This window comes from Micromonospora sp. CNZ322 (assembly GCF_007827755.1).
Genome location: NZ_VITD01000026.1, coordinates 24,196 through 49,260, shown reverse-complemented (window position 1 = coordinate 49,260; position 25,065 = coordinate 24,196). Strand labels below are relative to the sequence as shown.

Sequence of the window (25,065 nt, the reverse complement as noted above, 5' to 3'; positions counted from 1 at the left end):
GGGCCGAGGTGTCCCGCTCCGGCCCGGACCTGTCGGTGTCCAGCTACTGGATCAGCTGCGCAGCTGCCACTGCTGGTTGGTGCCGCCGCTGCAGGACCAGAGGATCAGCTTCGTGCCGTTCGCCGTCGCGGCGCCGTTGGCGTCCAGGCAGAGACCCGACTGCACTCCCGTGATCGTGCCGTTGGCGTTGACGTTCCACTGCTGGTTGGTGCCGCCGTTGCAGTCCCAGATCACCACAGTGGTGCCGTTGCTGGTGCCCTGGCCGGAGGCGTCCAGGCACTTGGTGCCGTACACCATGAGCTGCCGGCTGGCGGTGTGGGTCCACCGCTGGTTGGTGGCCGCACTGATGCAGTCCCAGATCTGAGCCTGCGTGCCGTTGGTGGTGCTGGAGTTGCCGATCTCGGCGCACCGACCCGACTGGGCACCCACGATCTGCACGTTCTGCGGGTTGGTGCCGCCGCCACCCTGCACGCCAGCCGAGTTGATCACGGTCTGCGCTCCCGACGGCCAACTGCCGTTGCTGACCGTGACGTTGCCGTTGACCACGTTGCCGCGGTCGCCGTTGGTCACGTTCGTGGAGTTGTTCGTCGACCAGTTGTTGGTGACGGTGAAGTTGCCCATGTTCTCCGCGTACCAGTAGTTGGCGGTGGCCCAGGTACCGGTGGAGGAGAACACGTTGTTGCGTGCGGTGTAGTAGCGGGAGCCCTCGTCGAAGTAGAGCCCGAACCAGCCGTTGGTCCGCAGACAGTAGTTCTGGTTGATGGTCCCGCCCGGGTTCGCCGACAGCGTGTAGATGCATCCGCCGTCGGTCATCTGCTGCATCACGTCGTGCACGTAGTTGCCGATGACCTGGTTGTTGGCCGCGGTGGTCGCCGTGGTGTAGCGCGGCTGGTAGTTGTACAGGCCCCGGTTCGCGTAGTGCTGGCTGCCGCCCGCGTCGTTGGCGCCCCAGCCGTAGCCGACCGACAGGCCGGTGTACGGCATGTTGTAGACCTCGTTGTACGAGACCGTCGCCGTGTTCACGTAGGTGGTCAGGATCGAGACCACGCCCCGGTACTCCAGGCCGAGATCGTGCACCCGGTTGTTGCTGATGGTGATGTTGCGGTTGACCATGCGCTGGTCACTGGGGTGGTGGGCGTCGGCGCGTACGCCGCCGACCACGACGCCGCCGGCGGAGTTGCGGGCGATCTCGGAGCGGGTGACGGTGATGTTGCTGGCGCCCAGGCCGACACCGCTGGCGTGGGCGTTGGCGTCGTTACCGATGCCGATCGCGGTCTGCCCGAGGTTGACGAACTGGGAGTCGCTGAAGGTGACGGTGTTGGCCGCGGAGACCTGCACGGCGGCGGGCATCTGGTTCCAGTTGGGCCGGGTGGCCTCGAACTGGGGGCAGCCGGCCTGGCAGGAGGTCAATGCGTCGGACGGCCGGGACCAGGTGCCGGTGATGTGGGCGCCGGTCTGCTGGTCGGCGAAGCCGTTGCTGCTGCTCGGGCCGAGCCAACTGGTGCCGGTGAAGGTGATGCCGCTGAACGAGATGTGGTGTGCCGGCGAGGCGAGCGTGCCGCCCACGTTGACCAGGGACTGCAACTGCGGCAACTCGACGCTGACCGAGCTCATGTTCTGCCCGGCGAGGGGGATGTAGTTGAGCTGGCCGTTGCTGGGGTTGAGGTACCACTCCCCCGCCGAGTCCAGGAACTCGTACGCGTTGGTCAGGTAGAAGGGGCCGGCGCGGTGCGGGCTGGAGAGGGTGTCGAACCCGAAGGTGTTGTTGTTCCATGCGGGCTGCTGCATCGTCAGGAAGTTTCCGCTGATGCTCTGCACCGGCGAGTAGCGGTCGGTGAACGAGCCGACGCTCTCCACCTCGACCCGGTTCTGGTTGCCGAGGTTGTTGAGGTAGCTGAGTGCGCCGTTGGTGAACCGCATGCCGGACGTGGTGAAGGTGAAGTCGGAGCGGTTCACGGCGGTGCGTGCCCGGGTGGCCACGGCCCCGTTGACGTAGAGCTGACGGGAGTCGAGCCCGGCGCCGACGTTGGCCCGCCAGATGTTCTTCCCGGAGTCGACGAGCGACCAGCCGGTGACCGCCCGGGCGCCGGTGATCGTCGGACGTGCGCCGGTGGCCGCCCGCCAGATCACCTGATAGCCGTTGTTGCCCGAGTCGGCCGCGGTGAACCGCAGCGGCGACGAGAGCCGGTACGCGCCGTTGGCCAACTCCACGACGATGTCACCGGACATCGCGCTGTTGATCGCCCGCACCGCGGTCTGGGCGGCGGTCAGCGAACACGGCTGGCTGGCGGAACACGCGGTGCCGGTGCCGGAGGGCGACGCGTAGAGGGTGGTGGTGGCCGCGAGCGCCGGAGACGCCGAGGCGGTTACCGCTACCAGGGCGGTCACCGCTGTCGCGGCGGCGCCGGCCAGCAGTCGGCGCAGCGGCGAAAGGGACGAGGACACGGGATGGTGCTCCTGACGTGAGAACGGGGTGGGGGTGGCGGAGCGGCCTCGACCAGCGCGGGGGTGGCGGGTCGGGACGGTCATCCGAGGATCTCCCGGAGATAGCGCAGGCCGTCCGTGGCGAGACGGTCCTGCGAGGGGGCCAGTGGACGCCAGATCGCCGCGGCGGTGGCGATGGCCTCGTTCTCCGCCGTGAACGACTCGATGCAGATCGCGCCCTGATAACCGGTGTCCCGCAGGACGGTGAAGAAGCGGGGCCAGTCGAAGTGGTCGGCACCGGGAGCGCCCCGGTTGGTGCCGCTGACCTGGACGTGCTTGATGTGCCGGCCGGCGACCGCGAGGGCCGCGTAGGGGTCGGCCTCCTCGATGTTCATGTGGTAGGTATCGATCATGATGCCGACGTTCGGCGGTAGCCCGTCGATCAACTCGACCGTCTGCTCGATCGTGTTGACGACGCTCGTCTCATAGCGGTTCAACGCCTCGACACCGATGCTCACGCCCACCTCGCCGGCCCGCTCGGCCACCGGCGCCAGGGCCCGCCGGAAATCCGCGTAGCAGGCCGCGCGAGCCGCTGCCGACATCCGCCAGGTGCGGCCGACCGAGGCGTACGCGGGACCGCCGACGCATCCAGCGCCGACGGCCGCCGCGCTCGCCACGCAGCCCAAGAGGTACGCCACCGTCGACTCGACGACCGCTGGCGCGGCGTCGACCAGTTCCCGCCCCGGCGGGGTGACCGCGCAGACGCCGGCGGCGACGAGGCCGTGCGCCGCCAACAGGTCCCGGGTACGGATCGGATCCCAGTCGCCGGGCTGCTCGATCGGCAACTCGACCGCGTCGAAGCCGAACGCGGCGATCCGCGGGATCAGCTCGGCCAGGGCCTTGTCGTCGACGGGCGAGGCCCAGACCCACGGGTTGACGCCGATGGCGTACATCGGGCCCTACTTCCAGCGCTGCGGGTAACCGGGCAGGTCGGTGCAGCCGCACATCGCGTAGTGCAGCGGCGGCATGCCCGCGTCGAGGTACTGGTCCAGGTTGTCCTGGGTGACGGTCGGCTGCGGCAGCTTCCACGGGTTGGACACCTGCTGGCCGTCGAGGATCCGCAGCGCCGCGATGATCGGCGTACGCCACTGGTAGGTCGGGTAGGTCGGCGCGATCGCGGTGAGCTTCTTGTCCTTCCAGATCTTCAGGAAGTCGAGCTGGTCCTCACCGTTCATCGGCGGAACGGGCTTGCCCGCGTCCTGGAACGCCTCGACCGCCGCGACGGCCACCGCTCCGGCGTCCATCCAGACCCCGTCGATCGTGCCGTACCGCTGGATGTAGTCGTCGACGATCTTCTTGGTCTTGGCCGGATCACCATCGGTGAACTCGACACCGACGACGTCGACCTTCGCCTTGTCGAACGCCACCTTCGCCGCCGACCAGCGGGTCTCCAGGACGTCGACGCCGGGCAGGATCCGCAGGGCGAGGACCTTGCCGCCGGGCTTCATCTTCTGGCTGACGAACTCGGCCCCGACGTGGCCGAACCCGTAACCGCCGATGGGGTTGATGAACGTCACCGGGCACTTCGTGTTGACGCCACGGTCGAAGACGACGACCGGCAGCCCGGCCTTGCAGGCCGCCTCGACGGCCGGGGTGAGCGTGGCGGTGGTGTTCGGCGAGACGATGAGCGCGTCGCAGCCCTTGCCGAGCAGATCGTTGATGTCCGCGATCTGCTTCTGGTCCTTACCCTCGGCGTCGACGTGCACGAACTCCTTGATGCGGCTCTTCTGCGCCTCTACCTCGGCCTGCATGGTCTTGAAACCGACCTGCCGCCAGGGGTTGTTCAGGGCCGCGTTCGAGAAGCAGATCTTGTGTGGGCCGTTCTTCTTGAACTTGGCGGTGTCGACCATCGTCGGGTTGAGCACCTGCTCCCACGGCTTGTCGGCCGGGCCTGTCGGTGCCGCGTCGAGCAACGCCAACTCGGCGTCGTAGTCGGCCTGCACGAAGAACTTCGACTGGTCCCCGGTGCCGGAGCCAGTGGCGGCGGATGCACTTCCCGACGGGCTCGCGGCCGGCTCGTCGGTGGCACAGGCGGCAAGGGACAGCAGGGTTACGGCGGCAATCGCCGCCATGGAACGTCGCACTATGGTTTCCCCTTTATCTCGACGAAGAACGCGTTGCCGAGACCGCCACGGCGAGCAGGATGATCCCGCCCTGGACGGTCGACCTGAGGGCGCCGGAGACGCCGTAGAAATTCATGAGGGCGAACAGCAGTTCGAGGGTCAGCGCGCCGAGCATGGCCCCGACGACCGCGCCGCGCCCTCCACCGAGCGCCACCCCACCGAGGACGACAGCGGTGATCGCACCGAACTCCAGGCCGGCGCCGGCCTGGAACGACACCCCGCTGTAGCCGCCCAGGAGGATGGCCGCCACCGCCGCCACGAGCCCGCTGAGGATGAAGGCGAAGGTCCGGGTACGCCACACGCGTACGCCGCTCAGCTCGGCGGTGCGCGGGTTGTCGCCGACGGCGACCAGCGTCCGGCCGAAGTCGGAGCGCATCAGCAGCACGGCCGCCACCGCCAGGACGACCAGGACCAGCAGCGCGTACGGCACGCGGCCCAGCACCGGCACGTCCTCGAAGGCTCGCCGGCCGAACCGCCGGAACTCCTCGGAGAGCCCACCCTTCGGGGCGCCGTCGGACCAGAGGTAGACCGCGCCGACGAGGATCAGGAACATGCCGAGCGTGGTGATGAACGACGGCACCCGCAGCCGTGTCGTGATCAGGCCGTTGACCAGCCCGACCAGTGCGCCGAAGGCGAGCAGGAGCAGCACCACCGGCCAGGTACGCGCCGGGTCGCTGTCGATCAGCCGGGCGGCGACCACCACCTGAGCGGTGACCAGCGAACCGACCGAGAGGTCGAATTCGCCGGACACGATCACGAAGTACTGGCCGGCGGCGAGCAGGATGATCGGCGCCGAACGACCGAGGAAGGACATCAGCGACTGCGGGGCCAGGAAGTCGGGCTGCCGGATGCCGACGAGCACCAACAGCACCGCGAGGATCGCGAGGATCGGCAGGACACCACCGGGACGCACCCGCGGCAGACGCAGCGGCAGGGAACGGGGCTGGACGGTCTGCATGGCTAGGCCGCCTTTCGCATGGCCCGGCGGGCGTAGACGGCGACCGCGGCGATGATGATGACGCCCCGGATCACCTGCTTGAAGAAGGCATCGACCTCGAGCTGGTTGAAGATGGCGTCGATGCTGGCCAGCAGCAGCACCCCGCCGACCGTGCCGATGACGCCGCCGCGCCCACCGGCGAGGGCGGTACCGCCGATCACCACAGCGGCGATCGACTCCAGGTCGTAGAGGCCCTCGGTGCCGACGCGTGGAGCGCCCGAGCCGAGCCGACTGGCGAGGTAGATGCCGGCGAGCCCCGCGCACATCGAGCACAGCACGTGGGCGGTGACGAGGACCCGGTCGTTGCGGACGCCGGAGAGCCGGGCCACCTCCGGATCCCCGCCGACGGCGACCAGGTGGTGGCCGAAGCGGGTCCGCGAGAGCGCGAACCAGGCCGCCGCGGTGACAGCTATCAGCAGCAGGAACGACACCGGCACCGGACCGACGCGCTGGTAGCCGAGCGCCTGCACCAGCGAGGGTGCGGTGGTGCCGGCCGGACCGTCGTAGCCGTTGTCGAGGTAACCCTTGAGCAGCAGCCCGACGCCGAGGGTCGCGATGAACGCGTTGACCCGGAACCTGGTGACGAGGAGCCCGTTGAGCAGCCCGACGCCAGCGCTGACGACGAGCACCAGGCCGATCGCCGGCAGCACCGCGCCGTCGCTGCCGTTCATCGTCTCGGCCGCGACGAGGGTGCTCAGGCTGATCACGTACGCCACCGAGAGGTCGAGCGACCCTCCCAGGATGACCAGGGTCTGGCCCACCGCGACCAGCCCGAGGCCGGCGGCGACATGCAGCAGACTCACAGTCGTGGACTGGTTGAAGAGCTGACCACCGTCGAGCAGGACGACCAGCCAGCCGATCGTCAGGGTCAGGGTCAGGGCCACGAACACGCCCGGTACGGAACGCCGGGCCGGCAACAGCGACAGAGCGCTCACCGGGTCACCTCTGCTCGCGACTGCGGGGCTCGCAACCCCGGCTCACTCCTCGCGCTCACTGGGCCACCTCTGCTCGCGACTGCGGGGCTCGCAACCCCGGCTCACTCCTCGCGCTCACTGGGCCACCTCTGCTCGCGACTGCGGGGCTCGCAAACCCGGCTCACTCCTCGCGCTCACTGGGCCGGCTCCCGCACCGTGCCGACCGCCAACGCGACGACCTCCTCCTCGGTCGCGCCGGCGGGCAGCTCGCCCGCGACGTGGCCGTCCCGCATGACGACGATCCGGTCACTCATCCCCAGCAGCTCCGGTAGATCGGACGAGATCATCAGCACGGCCGCGCCATCACGGGCGAGTCGGCGGACGAGGTCGTGAATGGCTGACTTCGCACCCACGTCGATGCCCCGGGTCGGCTCGTCGAAGAGCAGGATCCGCGGGTTGAGCGCGAGCCATCGGGCCAGCACGACCTTCTGCTGGTTGCCGCCGGACAGAAAGCGGATCTCCTGGTCGTCGCCGGCGCCGCGGATCTCCACGGCGGCCAGCAACTCGCGTACCCGGGCGGTCCTCGCGGCCCGGCCGGACCGGGCGGCGAAGACGGCCCGGCTGGCGAGCAGCGCGTTGTCCAGCACCGACTGCCGAGGGACGATCCCCTCGCCCTTGCGGTCCTCGGTGACGTAGGCGATGCCGGCCCGCATGGCGGTGCGGGGTGAGCGCAGTCGGACCGGCCGGTCGTCGAGCGTGACGTCGCCGGTCGTGAACGGCGACACCCCGAAGATCGCGCGGGCCAGCGCCGAGCGCCCGGAGCCCTGGAGGCCGCCGATGCCGAGCACCTCGCCGGCGCGCAACTGGAGGTTGACGTCCCGCAGCTTCCGGTTTCCCGCGTCGCGAAGGTTGAGCCGCACCGGGCCCCGATCCTCGGGAGCGGCCCGGTCCGGGTAGTAGCTGGACAGTTCCCGGCCGACCATGTGCCGCACCAGCTCGTCGGCTGTGGTGTCCGCGGTGTCCACTGTGGTGACGCGCCGGCCGTCCTTGAGCACTGTGATCCAACCGGACAGGTCGAAGACCTCGGCGAGCCGGTGCGAGACGTACAGCAGCCCGATGCCCCGCTCCTGGAGTCGGCGCACCAGCCCGTAGAGCAACTCGACCTCGTGGTCGGCCAGGGCGGCGGTCGGCTCGTCCATGATGAGCAGCCGCGCGTCCAGGGCGAGCGCCTTGGCGATCTCGACGACCTGCTGCTGGGCGACGCCCAGCTGCCCCACCCGGGCGTCGGCCGGCAACGTGGTCTCACCGATCGAGGCGAGCAGCCGCGTGGTGCGGTCGACCATTCCCCGACGATCGACGAGCCCGCGTCGGACCGGCTCGTGCCCCAGGTAGACGTTCTCCGCGACGGTGCGCTCCGGGAGCAGGTTGAACTCCTGGTGGATGATGCCGATGCCGGCCCGCTGCGCGTCGCGCGGGCCACGGAACGTGCGCGTCGCACCGGCGAACTCGACAGTGCCCCCGTCCGGGGCGTACCCGCCCGAGACGATCTTCATGAGGGTCGACTTCCCGGCACCGTTCTCACCGACCACGGCGTGCACCTCGCCCGGCGCGACATCGAGGTCGACACCGTCGAGGACGCGGACTCCGAGGAAGGACTTGCCGATTCCCCGAAGGGTGAGAAGCGGCGTCGGCGGCGGATCTGACATCCCGAAAGCCCTCACAGACAGTAGTCATCGACATGATTAAATGCCACACTACGGCGGCTTCGAGGCGCTGAACAACAAGCTTTCGTGCCAACAACGAGGACTTACGTTCTTGCGGTGCAAACATTTCCTTGACACCGGCGAAACATCACACGTATGAAGATAGATGTTTGGATGCGGGTCCGCAATCCTCGATCAAGCCCGACTGCCAGGCTGGGCTGCGATCGGCAGGCGGTGCCGCAGCGAAGGGGCCGAGCGCGACCGCCGTCCACCGGGCAGGACGTCGGACGTTACTTCATGCATTGACAGTCTTCGATCTCTAGCTCATCCTGACCTCGTGGACCACGGGACGAGAACCACTGCCACCATCACGCTGTGTGACGTCCCGCAGGTCTGACTGCCGTTGCGGCGAACGGCATGAGGACAGACCAGCGCGCCCGTGTCCCTCGCGTGTCCAGGTCAACCTGACACGTCGTGGGACCCGTGGTCGCAATCCCTACGCCCGCCCAACTAGGAGACGGCATGCGTCGTAACACATTGCTCATCTCAGTGATCGCCGGCCTGTTGCTGGCGCTCGGACTCGCTCCACCCGCGTCGGCCGCCCCGGCCTTCCGCGCCCTGGTGTTCAGCAAGACCACCGGCTACCGGCACGACTCGATCCCCGCCGGGATCTCCATGCTCCAGCAGCAGGCCGCGGCGAACAACTTCGAGGTGGTGGCGACCGAGGACTCGAGCGTCTTCACCGCCGCCAACCTGGCGACGTTCGACGTGATCGTCATGCTCCAGACCTCCGGCATGGTCTGGACCTCGGCGGCGCAGCGCCAAGCGGTGGAGGGCTACCTCGCCAGCGGCAAGGGCATCGTCGCCATCCACAACGCCACCGACATGGGCATCGAGTCCGAGTACCCGTGGTGGGACCAGACGATCAACGGCGGCGCCCACATGCCCGAGCACTCCCCCGGCGTGCTGCCCGGCACCGCGATCGTCGCCGACAAGCAGCACCCGTCGACGGCCTCTCTGCCGGATCGGTGGAACCGCAGCGAGGAGTGGTACAACTTCGACACCAACCCGCGCGGCAAGGTGCACGTCCTGGTGACCGCCGACGAGCGCACCTACAACCCGGGATCCCGGGCGATGGGCCCGGACCACCCGATCTCCTGGTGTCGCGACACCGGCGGCGGGCGGGTGTGGGCCACCGCGATGGGCCACGCGATCGCCTCCTACAGCGAGACGAACTTCCAGAACCACGTCCTCGGTGGCATCAAGTGGGCTGCCGGGAACGCTGCCGGCGACTGCGGCGGCACCGTCTGGGGCAACTTCGAGAAGCGCACCCTGGACGACAACACAGTCGACCCGATGGCGATGGCCGTGGCCCCGGACGGGCGCGTGTTCTACGCCCAACGCGGCGGGCAGCTGAAGATCTTCAAGCCCTCCACGAACAGCACCGTCACCGCCGGCACGCTGAGCGTCTACACCGGCGGCGAGGATGGCCTCACCGGCATGGCGCTGGACCCCAACTTCGCCACCAACGGGTACGTGTACCTGTACCACTCGCCGGCGAGCAGCTCGACCGACGTCAACCGGGTCTCCCGCTTCACGATGAGCGGCGACACGCTGAACACGTCCAGCGGCGTGACGATCATCGACATCCCGGCGTACCGGGACCGGACCTTCCCGGAGCCCGGCCACACCGGCGGTTACATCGAGTTCGGTCCGGACGGCAACCTCTACATCGGCACCGGCGACGACACGCCCCCGAACCTCGACCCCAACTGGCAGGGCTACGCCCCGCTGGACTGGCGTTCGGGTAAGTCCAACCTGGACGCCGCCCGGACCGCGGGCAACACCAACGACCTGCGCGGCAAGCTGCTGCGTATCCGCCCCGGAGCCAGCGGCAGCTACACCATCCCGAGCGGCAACCTCTACCCGCAGGGCACGGCGCAGACCAAGCCGGAAATCTACGCGATGGGCTTCCGCAACCCGTTCCGGTTCTCGATCGACGCGGCCACCGGCTGGGTCTACCTAGCCGACTACGGGCCGGACCGCAACCCGCCCACCACGAACCGGGGCCCGGAGGGCCTGGTCGAGCTCAACGTGATCAAGACGCCCGGCAACTACGGCTGGCCGTTCTGCCACGGCAACAACCAGCCCTACGCGCCGTTCAACCCCGACACCGGCGTGGTCGGCGCGAAGTTCAACTGCTCCGCGCCGGTCAACAACTCGCCCAACAACACCGGCCTGACCAGCCTGAAGCCGGTCGTCATGCCGAACATCTGGTATGGCTACCCCGCCTCGACGACCTTCCCGGAGCTTGGCTCCGGCGGCTCCGCGCCGATGGGCGGCCCGGTCTACCGGTACGACGCGTCGAACCCGTCCGCGACGAAGTTCCCGCCCTACTACGACGGGGTGCACTTCTTCTACGAGTGGTCGCGCAACTACATCAAGGAGGTGCACTTCGACTCCTCCACGGCGGTGACCCGCACCAACCCGTTCCTGCCCGGCGGTGGGTTCAACAAGCCGATGGACATGGAGTTCGGCAAGGACGGCTCGCTCTACCTGCTGGAGTGGGGCACCAACTTCGGTGGCGGCAACAGCGACTCCGGGCTCTACCGGATCGACTACATCCAGGGCGGCCGGTCACCGATCGTCAAGGCCACCGGCACACCCACCAGCGGCACCGCGCCGCTCACCGTCCAGTTCAGCAGCGCGGGCACGTCCGACCCGGACGGCAACACGCTGAGCTACCTGTGGACGTTCGGCGACGGCACCACCTCGACGGCGGCCAACCCGTCGAAGACGTACACCTCCAACGGCAACTACACGGCCCAGTTGAAGGTCACCGACAGCACCGGTAAGACGGGCTTCGCCAACGTCCCGATCACCGTCGGCAACAGCGCCCCGGTGGTCACCATCACCACACCGGGCAACGGAGGCATGCTGACCTTCGGCGACAAGGTGCCGTACCAGATCACCGTGACCGATCCGGACGGCGGCACTGTCGACTGTTCGAAGGTCATCCTCAACCCGGCGCTGGGTCACGACGACCACGCACACGAGACCACGGAGTACCCGGGCTGCTCGGGCACCATCTCCACCGACCTGCTCGGTGGACACCCCGATGGCGCCAACCTGTTCTACGTGCTGAACGCGCGGTACACCGACAACGGCGGCTCGGGAGGCGGATCCCCGCTCACCGGCACCGCGCAGGCGATCCTGCAACCGAAACACAAGCAGTCCGAGTACTTCAGCAGCCAGTCCGGCATCCGGGTCGTCGACCAGGCTGCGGCGGAGAGCACCAAGCGCGTCGGTGACATCTCCACCAACGACTGGATCGCGTTCAGCCCGATGAGCCTGTCGGGCATCTCGACGGTCAGCTACCGGGTGTCGTCGCCCTCCGGTGGCGGTTCGATCGAGCTGCGCGCCGGCTCGCCGACCGGCACCCTGCTGGCCACCACCACGGTGCCCAGTACGGGCGGCTGGGACAACTACCAGTCCACGACTCCGGTGAGCGTCGCCGCGCTCAGCGGAACACAGACGCTCTACATGGTGTTCAAGAACAGCAGCAACTCGTTCGACCTGGACTCGCACACCTTCGGCGGAAACGGCGTCGGAACACCCGGCACCGGCACCGGCGGTGGCCTGGCGGGGAAGACCTACACGGTCACGGCGCAGCACAGCAACAAGCTGATGGACGTCAGCGGTGTCTCCACCGCCGACGGTGCCCAGATCACCCAGTGGGCGTCCACCGGTGGCAACAACCAGAAATGGCAGGCCGTCGACGCCGGCAGCGGCGCGGTCTACCTGAAGGCGGTGCACAGCGGCAAGTGCGTCGAGGTGGTCGGCAGTTCCACCGCGGCGGGTGCCTTCCTTCAGCAGGCCACCTGCAACAACGGCAACCAGCAGAAGTTCACCGCCACCGCGACGGGAACCTCCGGCGTGTACACGGTGCGCAACGTGCTGAGCGGTCTCTGCGTGGACGTCAACGGTGCCGCCACCACCGACGGTGCCCGGCTGTTGCAGTGGACCTGCCACAGCGCCGCCAACCAGCAGTGGCGGTTCACCGCGGTGTGACCCCGCGGCTGTCGCGGTAACAGTTGACGTCCCGGTCGGGACCGGTGTCCGAGTAACGGAGCCGGTCCCGGCCGGGACGTCGTCGTCGGTCAGGCAGGCCGATCGGGCGGCGCGGCGAGCAGCCCGGCCGCCGCCAGGTCGTCCCACAACTCCTCCGGCACGACGATCCCGGACCGTCGCACCGTCTCGACTGCCTGCGCCTCGTTGCGGACGCCGACCACCGTCGACACCACGGCCGGGTGCCGGCGGACGAAGGCGAGGGCCGCCTGCGGCAGGGTCACCCCGTACGTCTCGCAGACAGTGGCGATCCGCCGCGCCCGCTCGATCAGCGCCGCCGGGGCCTGCTGGTAGTTGTAGACGGCATCGGCCGGCGGCCGGTCCCGCGAGAGCAGCCCCGAGTTGTAGACGCCCGCGATGACCACGCCCACCCCCCGGTTCTCGGCGGCCGGCAGCAGGTCGGCTGCCGCGCCCTGTTCGAGCACTGTGTACCGCCCGGCGCACATCATCACGTCGACGTCGGTCTCCCGGACGAACCGAGCCAGCATCGCCGACTGGTTCATGCCGGCGCCGATGGCGCCCACGACGCCCTGGTCCCGCAGGTCGATCAGCGCGGGTACGGCCTCGTGCGCGGCCTGCTCCCAGTGCTCGTCCGGGTCGTGCAGGTAGACGATGTCGATCCGGTCCAGCCCGGTCCGGTCCAGGCTGGCCTCGATGGAGCGGAGGACGCCGTCGCGGCTGAAGTCCCACACCCGCCGGTGGGTCGCCGGCACATCGAACCCGTCGGAGTCCCGCAGGTGCGCGTCCTGCGGCGACGGCACCAGGAGTCGTCCGACCTTCGTCGACACCACGTACTCGTCGCGCGGCCGTTGGCGCAGCGCGGCGCCGAGGCGGCGCTCGGACAGCCCGATCCCGTAGTGCGGCGCGGTGTCGAAGTACCGGACGCCCGCCTCCCACGCGGCGTCGACCGCCGAGGCGAACTCCTCGTCCGTCGTCGTCCGGTACAGGTTGCCCCCCTGCGCTGCGCCGAAGCCCAGCTCGGTGAGCCGTAGCTGCGGGCGGCGAGGCAGTGCGCGCGCCATCATGACGGCCCCAGCCCGTAGACGCGGCGTGCCGTCCCGCCCCAGACCGACGCCCGGCGGGTCCTGTCCTGGCCCTCCAGCAGTTCCGCCAGGGTGTCGACCCACCGCTGGTACGAACTGGCGAGCAGACAGACCGGCCAGTCCGAGCCGAACATCAGTCGGTCCGGCCCGAACGCGTCGAGGGCGTCCACGACGGCCTGCCGAAGGTCAGCCGGCGTCCAGTGCGGAAGCGGCACCTCGGTCACCAGCCCGGAGAGCTTCGCCGTCGTGTTGGGCGAGGCCGCCAACGAGCGCAGGTCCCGGCTCCACTCGGCCATCTCCGGACTGCCGAGCGCGGGCTTGCCCAGGTGGTCGAGGACGAAGCTCACCTCGGGCAGGTCGCGCGTGAGCCGGGCGGCCATGGGGAGCTGGTGTTGGCGTACCAGCAGGTCGAAGACGAGGCCGGCGGCGCCCACCGCCGCGATCCCGCGACGGACGTCGGGACGGTCCAGGTACGCCGGGTCGCTCTCGGACTGCACGAGGTGGCGGATGCCGACGAGGCGTTCCCCGCCTCGGGCGGCCCGCAGACCGTCGAGGCGCTCCGCAACGTCGTCGGCGGTCAGGTCCACCCAGCCGACGACCCCACGGACCACTGTGTCCTCGGCCGCCACGCCCAGCAGGTCGACGGTCTCCGTGTCGGAGGCGATGGACTGCACCACCACTGTCGTGGTGACCCCGGCCGCCCGGGCCAGCGGCGCGAGATCGGCGGGTTCGAAGTCGGCGTCGATGGCCGCCATGGTCACCGGATCGATCCACGGCTGCGGGTGCCGGGCGCGGACCCAGAGGTGGTGGTGCGCGTCGACGATCCCGGTGCGCCCCGGCTCCTGTGCGCCAGTCATCGGCCCAGCCAGCCGCCGTCGACGGGCAGCACGACGCCGTTGACGTAGTCCGACGCTGACGACGCCAGGAACACCGTGGCGCCGCCGAGATCGTCGGCCCGGCCCCACCGCCCGGCCGGGATCCGGCCGAGGATCGCCTGGTTGCGATCGGGGTCCTCGCGGAGCGCCTGGGTGTTGTCGGTGGCGATGTAGCCGGGCGCGATGGCGTTGACGTTGACCCCGCGGGCCGCCCACTCGTTCGCCAGCGCCTTGGTGAGGCCGGCCACGCCCGACTTCGACGCGGCGTAACCGGGGACGGTGATGCCGCCCTGGAAACTCAACAGCGACGCCGTGAAAATGATCTTCCCCCGGCCGCGCTCGACCATCGTCCGGCCGATCTCCCGGCTGAGGATGAACTGGCTGCTGAGGTTCACCTCGATCACGTGGTCCCACATCTCGTCCGGGTGCTCCGCGGCCGGGGTCCGGGCGATCGTGCCGCCGTTGTTCACCAGGATGTCGACCGGCCCGAGAGCGACGATGTCGCTGGCCAACCGGTGCACGGCCGCCCGGTCGCCGAGGTCCGCCCGCAGCGCGGTGAACCGGCGGCCGGTGGCGCGCACCCGGCGTTCGACCTCGCTGCCCTCCGCTTCGAGCTGGGCGGAGACCCCCACGATGTCGGCGCCGGCCAGGGCCAGGGCCTCGGCCATGGCGAGGCCGATACCGCGCCGCGCACCGGTCACGACGGCGGTCTGGCCGGACAGGTCGAACAACGCCGTCACTGGTTACCCTCCCGCACATCGAGCAGCACCTTCATGACGCCGCCACCCTCCAGCGCCTCGAAGGCCGCGCCGGCCGCCTCGACCGGCTCGACCCGGGAGATCAGCTGCCGTGCCGGGATAGCACCCGAGGCGACCAACCGGATCGCCTCCACCATGTCGTCGCGCTGATACAGCCGCGCACCCAGCAGTTCCAGCTCACGCCAGAAGAACCGGTGCAGGTTGACCTCGCGGGGCTGAGGATGGATCGCCACCATGACCAGCCGCCCGCGGGTGGTGAGGACGTCGACCGCCGTGGTGACGCCGGCCGGGGAGCCGGACACCTCGAAGGCGATGTCGGCGCCAGCGCCATCGGTACGGTCGTTGACCAGCGCCACGACGTCGGTCGCTCGCGGGTCGACGGCCTCGATCCCGATCCCCTCCGCCACCTCACGTCGGAACGGGTCCGGCTCGACGAGGAGCACCCGCGCGCCACGGCCCCGCGCGACGGTGGCGATGAGGACGCCGACCGGCCCACCACCGACCACTACCACCTGGTCGTCGGCGGTCACGTTCCCCCGGCGTACGTCGTGCACGGCGACCGCCACCGGCTCGACGAGCGCCGCGTGGTCGAGCGGCAAATCCTCCGGAAGCGGCAGCACCAGCTCCACCGGCACCGTCCAGGAAGACTGCATGGCACCCGGTGAGTCGATGCCGAGGAAGTTCATCGCGTGGCAGACGTGGGAGTTGCCCCGCCGGCAGGCGGCGCAGCGTCCGCAGGGCCGGGTCGGCATCACGGTGACGGCCTGACCGATGTTCCAGCCGGTCACACCCTCGCCGATGGCCGCGATCCGGCCGGACATCTCGTGCCCGATGATCGCGGAATCGCCAACGCGGGCGTCCATGTCCCCGTGGTAGATGTGCAGATCCGTACCGCAGATGCCGGTGTACGCCACCTCGATCCGTACCTGGCCGGGACCCGGTGGCTCCGGGTCGCGGTTCTCGATTCCGAGGTCTCGCGCTCCCCGGTAGACGACTGCCTTCATCGTTCCTCCGTCTCGACGGTCGGTACGTCGGTCCCGACCGGGCATGGTCGTGGGTGCATCGCCGTCGCGATGCACCCACGCCTTTCCTTGTTGGTGGTCAGCTCAGTGCCCTACGGTCGGCGCCACCTCGTTGCGGGAGTTCAGCGACACGACAGGCACCTGGCCGGTGGGGATCACCCCGTCGACCCCGGCCAGCAGCCGTCGTCCGGCCCGCTCCGGCCGGACGTTGGGGCTGTCGGCCGTCTGCGCCTGCGGGCGGCGGTTGACCGCCCGGATCCGCTCCTCGTCCACCCGGACCCCGAGCCCTGGTGCATCGCCGAGGATGAAGGCGCCATCCTCGACGTGCAGATCGATGGAGACACCAACGGGTGTGTGCAGGTCCTGCAACTCGCTCGTCAGGTGGTTCGGCACCGAGGTCGCAGCGTGCAGCAGCCCGACCGGGCTGTTGCCGATCGGGCTGACCGGCAGGTCGTGGGCGTGGGCCAGGGCGGACGCCCGCAGGAAGTGGGTGACCCCCCAGACGGCCGCCATCTGGACGATGTCGACAGCGCCAGCGGCGATCAGCGGACGGTACTGTTCGAGCCCGGTGAGGTTCTCACCGGTGGCGACCGACGCGGACACGCCTCGGCTGACCGCGGCGAGACCCTCGGCGTCCCAGCGCCGGACCGGCTCCTCGATCCAGATGAGGTCCAGGGTGCGTTCCAGTTCGCAGACATGCCGGACCGCCTGCTTGCGGGTCCACGCCTCGTTGACGTCGAGCATCAGACCCGGCCGTCGACCGTGCCCGGCCTCGGTCAGGACATCCTTGACCAGGCTCAGGCGGTGCCGATCGCGCTCGATGTCGAGGCCGCCCTTGAGCTTGGCCGCTCGCAGGCCGTGGCTCGCGTAGACCTCGTACTCCGCGACGAGTTCGTCGTCGGTGAGCCCGATGTCCAACCCGGACGCGTAGGCGGTCACCCGCCGGTCCCGTCCGCCCAGCAGTCGCCACAGCGGTTCGCCGGCGGCCTGCGCCTTGATGTCCCAGAGCGCGGTGTCCAGAGCGCCGATGGTGCCGAACACCGGCCCGGCGTGGCCCGCCTTGAAGGTGTGCCGCAACATGCGGTCGTACAGGGACGTCACGGCCCGGGGGTCTTCACCGTCGATGGCTGGGAAGATCCGCTCGATCTCGACGTGCGGCCCGAGGCCGACTCCCGAGATGCCCTCGTCGGTGTCGACGATGACGATCGAGACCGGGACCACCCCGTCGGCGAACACACCGTTGGCGTCGCCGACTGGTCGGCCCCATTCCTGGACCGTGGAGAGCGTCCGATATCCCGTGATCCGCATGTCAACCCTTCGTGGAACCGGCGGCTACGCCGTCGGCAATTTGGCGCTGGAGGAACAGGTAGACCAACAGGACGGGTATCGCGGCGATCAGCACCCCGGAGGCGAAGGTGGGGATGTTGTCGGAGTACTGCCCGCGCAGCGAGGTCACCCCGATCATGAGCGTCCGGTGATCGGCCGAGGGCATCATCACCAGCGCCATGAGGACGTCGTTCCAGCAGAACAGGGCGTTGAGGATGCCGACCGACAGCAGCGCCGGGGTGCCCAGCGGCAGCATGATCCGGCGGTACACGCCGTACACGGTGCTGCCGTCGATCCGCGCGGCGTCGACGATCTCCGGCGGAATGCCCTTGTAGTAGCTCGTCATGAGAAAGACCGTGAAGGGCAGGAACTGGGCCACGTAGACCAGGATCAGACCCGGGTACGTGTCGATGAGCGCGGTGTCCGCCATGATCCGTGCGAGCGGCACCATGATCACCTGGAACGGGATGAAGAGCCCCGCGAGGCAACCCAGGAACAACGCCGACGAGCCGCGGAACCGCAGTTGGCTCAGGGCGAAGCCGGCCATCGACCCGAACAGCAGCAGCAGGAGCACCGACACCGTCACCACGAACAGCGAGTTGATGAAGTAGCGGCCCATGCCGACGCTGTTCCACGCCGTGCTGATGTTCTCGAAGCGCAGGGCGTCGGTCAGACCGAACCGGTCGAGGATGTAGTCACGCCGGGTCTTCATCGCGACGTTGGCGGTGAACAGCAGGGGGTAGATCGTCGCCAGGGCGAGCAGCGACATGGGGATGGCGACCAACCACCGTCCCAGGCGGAGGCGAGACATCAGTCCTCCTTTCCGGATCGTTCGAGCAGCTTGATCTGCAACAGCCCCACGACGAGCATGATCATGAAGAGGATCGTCGAGGCCGCCGACGCGAGAGCCGGACGGTTCATTTGGCCCTGCTGCTTCCAGATGTAGAACTCCGGCAGGTAAGTCGACCCCTCCGGCCCGCCGCTGGTCATCACGAAGAGCAGCCCGAACATCGAGGTCAGCATCCCGATCATCGTGGTCACGAAGACGAACTGGATGGTGCGCGAGAGGGCCGGGATGATCACGTGCCAGACGACCTGGCGCAGCGTCGCCCCGTCCACCCGAGCGGCGTCCAGGAGCGCGGCGTCCAGCGTGGCGAAGCCGGCGAGGAACACCACCAGCGCCATTCCGAAGGTGGCCCAGATATGCACGCCCGCCACCATGAACATCGCGATGTCCGGGTCCCCGAGCCAGTCCACCGGACCGACACCGAACGACCCGAGCACGGCGTTGAGGGGGCCGTCGAAGGCGAGCAACAGGTTGAAGATCGCACCGACGATGACCGGCGAGAGCACCGCCGGAAAGAAGTAGACGCTGCGGTAGAAGCGGTGGCCCGGCACCCGGAGGTAGATGAACGTCGCGAGCAGACCGGGGATCGCCACCGCCACCGGTAGCAGCAGCACCAGCAGCCCGACGTTGCTCAGCGCGGTCCGGAACAGCGGATCTCCGAACAGCTCCCGGTAGTTGCCGAATCCGACAGCGGTCCCGTTCTGCGCGCCGTCACCGGTGAAGGAGAAATTGACGCCCAGCAGCAGCGGGTAGAGCCGCAGCAGCACGATGATCAGGACGGCCGGAAGGACCAGGATGTAGGGGGCGTAGCGCTCGGCCCCCAGGCCGCCACGGGTGCGACGGGGTCGTGTGCCATGCCGATGCGCGGCGGGGGTGACCGCCGCCCCGCCGGCCCGTCCGGCCGAAGCCGGACGGACCGACGGTTGCGTGTTTCCAATCGGCACGAGGTCAGCCCGCCTGGTCGGAAGCGGCCAACTGCTTCACCACCTCGTCGACGGTGATCGACCCGCTGAGCAGTTGCTGGGAGAGGCGCCCCATCAGGTCCAGCGTCTTCGAGGAGAGCGCCACGTGCAGAGCGGGCTTGCCACTCTTCAGCTCGCCGACGATCGTGGCGACGGCCGGCCCGGCCTGCGACACGTCGATGGTGGTGTCGGCGGCGATCGCGCCGGCGTCGGCGTAGAAGGCCTTCAACGCGTCGGCCGAGCTCAGGGAGCGCACCAGGTCGGCGGCCACCTTCGGGTCCTTCGTCCACTTGGCGACCGCGTACCCGATGCCACCGTCGTACGCGAGGCTCGGGGTGGTGCCGGCGGTGACGACCGGGGCCTTCATGACGCCGAGCTTCTCCGGGGTGAGGAACTCGTTGAAGTCCTGCCAGTGCCCCACGTCCGACATCAGACCCATGACATGGGCGGCCTTGCCGGACTGGAAGAGCGCGAAGGAGTCGTTGAACATGGCGGTCGAGTTGGCCCCGTCGCTGTTCATCTTCCTGTCGCCGGCCTCCTTCCAGGTCTGGAAGATCCGCTTGACGTTGGGCGAGTTCCAGTCGCGCTTGCCGGCGATCCAGGCGTCGTACTCCGCTGCGGTGAGGGTGGTCGAGCCGAGGCTGGAGAGCCAGAACTGGATGCCGACGCCCTCCTTGTTACCGAGGGCGAAGCACTTGGAGCCGGCCTTGGCGATGGCGGCGCAGTCGGCGACGAACTTGTCCCACGTGGTGGCCGGGCTCGCCGGGTCGAGGTTCGCCTTCCGGTAGATTTCCTTGTTGTAGTAGATGGGGTAGCCCTGGAGCGTCACCGGGGCGGCGTAGGTCTTGCCGTCCTTGGCGAACGCCTCCCAGCCAGCCAACCGCTGCCTGTCCTCGGCCACGTAGTCGTCGATGGGCACCAGCGCGTCCACCCGGTCGCGGATCTGGCCGCCACCGTTGAACAGCATGACGTCCGGGCCCTTGCCGGACTGGATCGCCGCACCGAGCAGGGTGTAGTACTGGTCGAAGGGCTGCGCGACGAACTCGACCTCGACGTCGGCGTGCTTCTTCTTGAAGTCGGCCTTGGCCTTGTCCAGATAGGATTTGGCGAACGGCTCGCCGGACTTCCAGTCCCACACGACCAACTTGCCGTCCGAGCTGGTTGACTTGCCCGAATCGCTAGCACTTCCACAACCGGCCAGGGCCAGGCCCACAACGAGGACGGCCGACCATATTGCGCGCTGTCTCATCGATTGTCACCTCTATATGGGGGGTGGCCGGCGGGTGCCCCGCGAGCCAAATGTTGACCGGAAGGTAACTCGTATGACGTGTGACGTCAACAGTCGGCCGTACACTGACCCAGACGTCGTGCCACGGCGAGCCATTCGGAGGGGGACATGACGCCACCGCAGGAGACAGCCCTGAACAGTCCGGCGACCCCGGCGTGGGTGCGTCGGCCGACCAACCTCGCCAGGGCGGTCACCGCCGAACTGGTGGAGCGCATCGTCCGCGGCGTACACCCGTCCGGGACGTCCCTGCCTCCCGAGCCGATCCTCTGCGAGACCTTCGGCGTGAGCCGGACCGTCGTCCGGGAAGCAGTGAAGATCCTTCAGGAGAAGGGGCTGGTGCAGGTCCGTCAGGGCGCCGGCACCATGGTCACCCCACCCTCACACTGGGACATGCTCGACGAACTCGTCCTCGCGGCCACCATCGCGGTGGACGACAGCCTCGCCATCCTCGACGACCTGGTCGTCACCCGGCGGGTGCTGGAGTCCGACATGGCGAACGTCGCCGCCCGCCTCGCCGACAGCGAGACCGTCGATCGCCTGCGGGCCATGGTCGACCGGATGGACGAGCTCGTCGACGACCACGTCACCTACCACGACCACGACCGGGCCTTCCACGACACGATCATGCAGGCATCCGGGAACCGGATCGCCCGTGGCGTCGTACGGGCGCTGGAGAGCCAGGTCATCAACACCGCCCGGTACATGGGCCGGACCGAACGGGCGCTGTGCGTGGCGTCCAACCAGGGGCACCGACGCATCTACGAACGCATCGCGGCCCACGACCCCAACGGCGCCGCCGAGGCGATGTTCACCCACATCACCGAGGCCTGGCTGGTCCGTCGCAGTGGCTCGGGGAGCCCGGTCCGCCTCGAACGCTGAGGGTCACGGGCAACGGACGGCGCCCGCCCCCGAGGTACGGGAGCAGGCGCCGCCAGCTGAGGCCGACAAGAGTCGCGAGAACTGGGCGAAGAACCTCCAGATCTCACCCTTGGTCCAGGTGGTGATGCCGCTCTCGGCGTAGGTGCCGTCCACCGGGCCGGGCATGTGGCCGTTGTCGTACGCAGCCCACTGCACCGGGTATCCGGCCCGGCAACCCGAGTACGTGGTCGTGACGTGCGTGCGGCTGCCGGCCGCCGGCTCGCGCGGGCTCTGCGCGGTGCAGCCGTTGTTCCGGACGAACGTGTCGCGCAACGCCCGGCCACCCGAGATGCCCAGGACATTGTCCGAGATGCCGTGCAGCCCGAAGTACGCGATGGGCTGCGTACCGCCACTGCAGCCGCTGATCTGCCCACCGGAGATGACCGCGACGGCCCGGAAGACGTTGGCCCGCGCACAGGCGACGGCGTAGCTCATGCCGCCGCCCCAGCTGAAGCCGAGCGCGAACCGCTGCCTCGGGTTGACGCAGAGGCTGCTCTCGATCCGGCTGATCATGTCGTCGACGAAGACGATGTCCTCACCGCCGGAGTTGCCCCAGCCGTTGCCGAACCCCTGGGGCGCGACCAGGATCGCGCTGTTGTTCGACTGCTCCTGCTGCCCGTAGTAAGACCACGGGGTTCCGCTGGTGCCGCCGGAGGAGATCTCCTGCATGGTGCCGCCGCGCCAGTGGAACGCGAAGATCAGCCGGTAGGGGTTGCTGTTGTTGTAGTTCGCCGGCACCCGGAGGATGAAGGTTCGGCTCTTGCCGTTGCTCTGGATGGTGTGCGTGCCGCTGGCCAGCGCCGGCGCCTTGCCGCACCCACTACCACCCGTCGGGGGTGGCGTCGTGGGGTCGGTCCCGCCGTCGACGCGGACGAGCTGCCACTGCTGGTTGGTGCCGTTCCAGTCGGCGTACTGCACGACGTTGCCACCGTCGGCGGTGGACGCGCCCTGCACCTCGACGGCCTTGTTGCTGTTGCGGTTGATCAGCCGAACATAGCCACCGTCCGAGTCGGCCAGCCGGAACTGCTGGTTCGTCCCGTTGAGATCGGCCCACTGCACGATCGCGCCGCCGTCAGCGGTGGAGAAGCCACTGACGTCGAGCACCTTGCCCGAGTGCCGCGACTTGATCCGGTAGTAGCCACCGCCGGAATCCACGAACTGCCACTGCTGGTTGACGCCGTTGTTACGCGTCCACTGGCTGATCCGCGCCCCGTCGTTGGTGGCCGAGGCGTACAGGTCCAACGCCTTACCGCTGTTGCGGTTCACCAGCACGTAGGAGGCGTTGGTGTCCACTGTCGCCGCCGCCGCGGGCGCCGCGTTGACCGCGACGACTGCGCTGGCTGCCATGACCGCGGCCGCCGCCGCGGCCAACCCTGACCGCCAGCGAGATCTTTGTCGAGAGGCGGGACGAGCCTCACCGAGGGCTTTCATGGTCCACTCCTTCGATCGGGGTCACCCACGAGCGGAAGCGCCCGCGCGTGCCCTGGCGTGCGTGCCGGCGTCCTGGTGGTGGGGTCAGCACGTCTGGGGTGTTCTGCGGGCAACCCGCGGCCAACGGCGCACGTCGATGGGGATGTCACGATCCGGGCTTCGTGGCAGGCCGCGCCGAACGCGCGGTACGACGTCCTGGCTCCCGGTGGCCGGGTGGCCCGCGGGGTGAAAATTAGCGGGTAAGACGTCATACGTCAAACGATTGGTGTCGATCCGAACAGATATCCGGCAGCGGCAACCCGACGGTCACGGCGGCCCGCCCCGGAGGGGGCGGGCCGCCACTCGTCACACCTCGCCTGGGCGGGCGCCGGCCGGATCCCGTACGGCCGGCAACTCCCGCTCCCCCAGTCGATGACGGCGGTCGTCAGCCGATCCGGACCAGTTGCCACTGCTGGTTGTTGCCACCCCAGTCGGCGTACTGGACGACGTTCCCACCGTCGGCGGTGGACGAGCCCTGCACCTCGACGGCCTTGTTGCTGTTGCGGTTGATCAGGCGTACGTAGCCGTCGGCCGAATTCGCGAGTCGGAACTGCTGGTTCGTGCCGTTGAGGTCGGACCACTGCACGATCGCGCCGCCGTCGGCGGTGGAGAAGCCGCTGACGTCGAGCACCTTGCTGGAGTTGCGGGACTTCACCCGGTAGTAGCCGCCGCCCGAGTCGACGAACTGCCACTGCTGGTTGACGCCGTTGTTGCGCGACCACTGGCTGATTCGCGCCCCGTCGCTGGTGGCCGAGGCGTAGACGTCCAGCGCCTTGCCGCTGTTCCGGTTGAGCAAGACGTACCAGGCGCTGGTGTCCACCCCGGAGCCCGGCGGGGGCGTGGTGGGCGGGGTCGAGCCGCCGTTGAGGGCGTCCAGGACGGCGGTGTACGCGGCCTTCTTGTTGCCGTTGCAGTCGAACAGCAGGGCGTTGTCGGAACCACGCCACGAGTCGCAGTCCCGTACCCCCCAGGTGGTGATGCCGGTGCAGCGCGAGACGGCCAGGCAGGCGCGGGTGACGGCGCCGTAGATGTTGGCCTGGTTGCCGCCGGTCATCACGTCCAGCTCGGTGATCTGGACATCCACGCCGAGGTCGGCGAACCGCTGCAGGTTGGCCTGGTAGTCACCGGCCAGCGAGGTGCCCAGGTGCGACTGGAAGCCCACGCAGTCGATCGGCACGCCACGGGACTTGAAGTCCCGCACCATGTTGTAGATGCCCGTCGACTTCGCGTTGATCCCGTCGGTGTTGTAGTCGTTGTAACACAACTTCGCACCCGGATCCGCTGCCCGCGCCGCCCGGAACGCCGCCTCGATCCAGTCGTTACCGGTGCGCTGAAGGTTCGAGTCACGACGCCCACCACCGCCGCCGTCGGCGAACGCCTCGTTCACCACGTCCCAGGCATAGATCTTGCCCCGGTAGTGCGTCGCGACCTGCGTGACGTGGTTGATCGCCGCGTTCCGCAAGGCGGTGCCGGACATGTTCTGCGCCCAGCCCGGCTGCTGTGCGTGCCACAGCAGGGTATGACCCCGCACGCTCATCCCGTTGGCCTGCGCATGGCTGACCAGACGATCACCACCGGAGTGGTTGAACTGGCCCTGCGACGGCTCGTTGGATGCCCACTTCATCTCGTTCTCGGCCACGACACTGTTGAACTCACGGTTCAGGATGGTCGTGTAGGCGCCGGTGGAGAGCTTGCCCGTCGCGACGGCCGCGCCGAAGTAGCGACCCTTCTCGGCGGCGGCCGCCTTCAGGGTCGTGCCGGCACCGGAGGCGGGAGTCAGCGCCACCGTCATACCGGTGGTGAGGGCGACGGCGATTGTCGCAGCCGCCAGCATCGTTCTCATGGGTTTCATGGCGTTCCTTTTCAGTGGTTGCATCGGTGGTGGTGATGTGCCACTTCACTCGGGGCGACCGATCGGGACGGTCTTCCTGGCCACCCGGCCTCAGCACGCGCGGTCCGAGAGGGCTGTCGCCGGCAACTGCCGGTCCCGAGGTGACGGCCGCATGCCCTTGCGGACGTCGTGATCGGAGGTACGACCCGTGCGGCTCGCCCGGTGAGCCACGGGAACGATCGTCCTCTATATCGAGAGTGAGCGATAACATGCCGTTCGTCAAGACGTAACGGGCCGTTCACGCCGATCTCCCGGAACGCCGCGTTTCGCCCGGTACCAAACGCCCAGAGCAACAGTGCTCAGCCGCCGCGCGACC

18 protein-coding genes are annotated in these 25,065 nt (G+C 68.9%); 2 read left to right on the top strand and 16 right to left on the bottom strand.

Annotation, left to right across the window (positions count from 1 at the left end; translation table 11 throughout):
* Positions 1–51: 51 nt before the first annotated feature.
* The 6 genes from FB453_RS33650 to FB453_RS33625 all read right to left on the bottom strand — a co-directional run bounded on the left by FB453_RS33650 (position 52) and on the right by FB453_RS33625 (position 8,224).
* Positions 52–2,445 carry an RICIN domain-containing protein gene (locus FB453_RS33650; protein ID WP_222431458.1) on the bottom strand — a complete coding sequence of 798 codons (2,394 nt, stop codon included), beginning with the start codon at positions 2,443–2,445 and terminating at the stop codon, positions 52–54.
* A gap of 80 nt (positions 2,446–2,525) precedes the next feature.
* Positions 2,526–3,377 carry a sugar phosphate isomerase/epimerase family protein gene (locus FB453_RS33645; protein WP_145796795.1) on the bottom strand — a complete coding sequence of 284 codons (852 nt, stop codon included), beginning with the start codon at positions 3,375–3,377 and terminating at the stop codon, positions 2,526–2,528.
* 6 nt (positions 3,378–3,383) lie between these two features.
* Positions 3,384–4,568 carry a substrate-binding domain-containing protein gene (locus tag FB453_RS33640; protein WP_238689555.1) on the bottom strand — a complete coding sequence of 395 codons (1,185 nt, stop codon included), beginning with the start codon at positions 4,566–4,568 and terminating at the stop codon, positions 3,384–3,386.
* Positions 4,569–4,581: 13 nt separating this feature from the next.
* The gene (locus FB453_RS33635) at positions 4,582–5,565 is read right to left on the bottom strand and encodes an ABC transporter permease (protein WP_145796793.1); all 984 of its coding nucleotides are present in this window, start codon (positions 5,563–5,565) and stop codon (positions 4,582–4,584) included.
* Between the two features lie 2 nt (positions 5,566–5,567).
* Positions 5,568–6,539, bottom strand: a complete 972-nt coding sequence (locus FB453_RS33630; RefSeq protein WP_112585260.1) for an ABC transporter permease — start codon at positions 6,537–6,539, stop codon at positions 5,568–5,570.
* 173 nt (positions 6,540–6,712) lie between these two features.
* Complete coding sequence (locus FB453_RS33625) at positions 6,713–8,224, bottom strand: sugar ABC transporter ATP-binding protein (RefSeq protein WP_145796791.1); 1,512 nt, start codon at positions 8,222–8,224, stop codon at positions 6,713–6,715.
* Between the two features lie 519 nt (positions 8,225–8,743).
* Here FB453_RS33625 and FB453_RS33620 point away from each other — a divergent pair.
* Positions 8,744–12,292, top strand: coding sequence for a ThuA domain-containing protein (locus FB453_RS33620; protein WP_145796789.1), 3,549 nt, complete (start codon positions 8,744–8,746; stop codon positions 12,290–12,292).
* An 89-nt stretch (positions 12,293–12,381) separates the two neighbouring features.
* Here FB453_RS33620 and FB453_RS33615 read toward each other — a convergent pair whose 3' ends face one another.
* The 8 genes from FB453_RS33615 to FB453_RS33580 form a co-directional block, all read right to left on the bottom strand.
* Positions 12,382–13,374 carry an aldo/keto reductase gene (locus FB453_RS33615; protein WP_145796786.1) on the bottom strand — a complete coding sequence of 331 codons (993 nt, stop codon included), beginning with the start codon at positions 13,372–13,374 and terminating at the stop codon, positions 12,382–12,384.
* Positions 13,371–14,249 (bottom strand): amidohydrolase family protein, encoded by an 879-nt coding sequence (locus tag FB453_RS33610; protein ID WP_145796784.1) that lies wholly within the window; start codon positions 14,247–14,249, stop codon positions 13,371–13,373. The genes FB453_RS33615 and FB453_RS33610 overlap by 4 nt, the downstream gene beginning before the upstream one ends.
* Positions 14,246–15,007, bottom strand: a complete 762-nt coding sequence (kduD, locus tag FB453_RS33605) for a 2-dehydro-3-deoxy-D-gluconate 5-dehydrogenase KduD (RefSeq protein WP_145796782.1) — start codon at positions 15,005–15,007, stop codon at positions 14,246–14,248. The genes FB453_RS33610 and kduD overlap by 4 nt, the downstream gene beginning before the upstream one ends.
* A complete protein-coding gene (locus FB453_RS33600) occupies positions 15,004–16,029 on the bottom strand; it encodes an alcohol dehydrogenase catalytic domain-containing protein (protein WP_145796780.1) in 1,026 nt (341 codons plus the stop codon). The genes kduD and FB453_RS33600 overlap by 4 nt, the downstream gene beginning before the upstream one ends.
* Positions 16,030–16,131: 102 nt before the next feature.
* Complete coding sequence (locus FB453_RS33595; RefSeq protein ID WP_145796778.1) at positions 16,132–17,355, bottom strand: mandelate racemase/muconate lactonizing enzyme family protein; 1,224 nt, start codon at positions 17,353–17,355, stop codon at positions 16,132–16,134.
* Position 17,356: 1 nt separating this feature from the next.
* Positions 17,357–18,184: a carbohydrate ABC transporter permease gene (locus FB453_RS33590; RefSeq protein ID WP_112601630.1), complete on the bottom strand. Its 828-nt coding sequence runs from the start codon at positions 18,182–18,184 to the stop codon at positions 17,357–17,359.
* Complete coding sequence (locus FB453_RS33585) at positions 18,184–19,164, bottom strand: carbohydrate ABC transporter permease (protein WP_186718712.1); 981 nt, start codon at positions 19,162–19,164, stop codon at positions 18,184–18,186. The genes FB453_RS33590 and FB453_RS33585 overlap by 1 nt, the downstream gene beginning before the upstream one ends.
* Positions 19,165–19,168: 4 nt before the next feature.
* The gene (locus FB453_RS33580; protein ID WP_145796776.1) at positions 19,169–20,431 is read right to left on the bottom strand and encodes an extracellular solute-binding protein; all 1,263 of its coding nucleotides are present in this window, start codon (positions 20,429–20,431) and stop codon (positions 19,169–19,171) included.
* A 147-nt stretch (positions 20,432–20,578) separates the two neighbouring features.
* Between FB453_RS33580 and FB453_RS33575 the strand changes: the two genes are divergently transcribed.
* Positions 20,579–21,349 (top strand): FadR/GntR family transcriptional regulator, encoded by a 771-nt coding sequence (locus FB453_RS33575; protein WP_091401025.1) that lies wholly within the window; start codon positions 20,579–20,581, stop codon positions 21,347–21,349.
* Positions 21,350–21,352: 3 nt separating this feature from the next.
* Here the strand turns inward: FB453_RS33575 and FB453_RS33570 are convergent, their stop codons facing one another.
* Together FB453_RS33570 and FB453_RS33565 are read right to left on the bottom strand one after the other, a co-directional pair.
* Positions 21,353–22,819: an RICIN domain-containing protein gene (locus tag FB453_RS33570; RefSeq protein ID WP_145796775.1), complete on the bottom strand. Its 1,467-nt coding sequence runs from the start codon at positions 22,817–22,819 to the stop codon at positions 21,353–21,355.
* A 424-nt stretch (positions 22,820–23,243) separates the two neighbouring features.
* Entirely contained in the window at positions 23,244–24,710 is a 1,467-nt protein-coding gene (locus FB453_RS33565; RefSeq protein WP_145796772.1) for an endo-1,4-beta-xylanase, read from the bottom strand.
* Positions 24,711–25,065 lie beyond the last annotated feature (355 nt).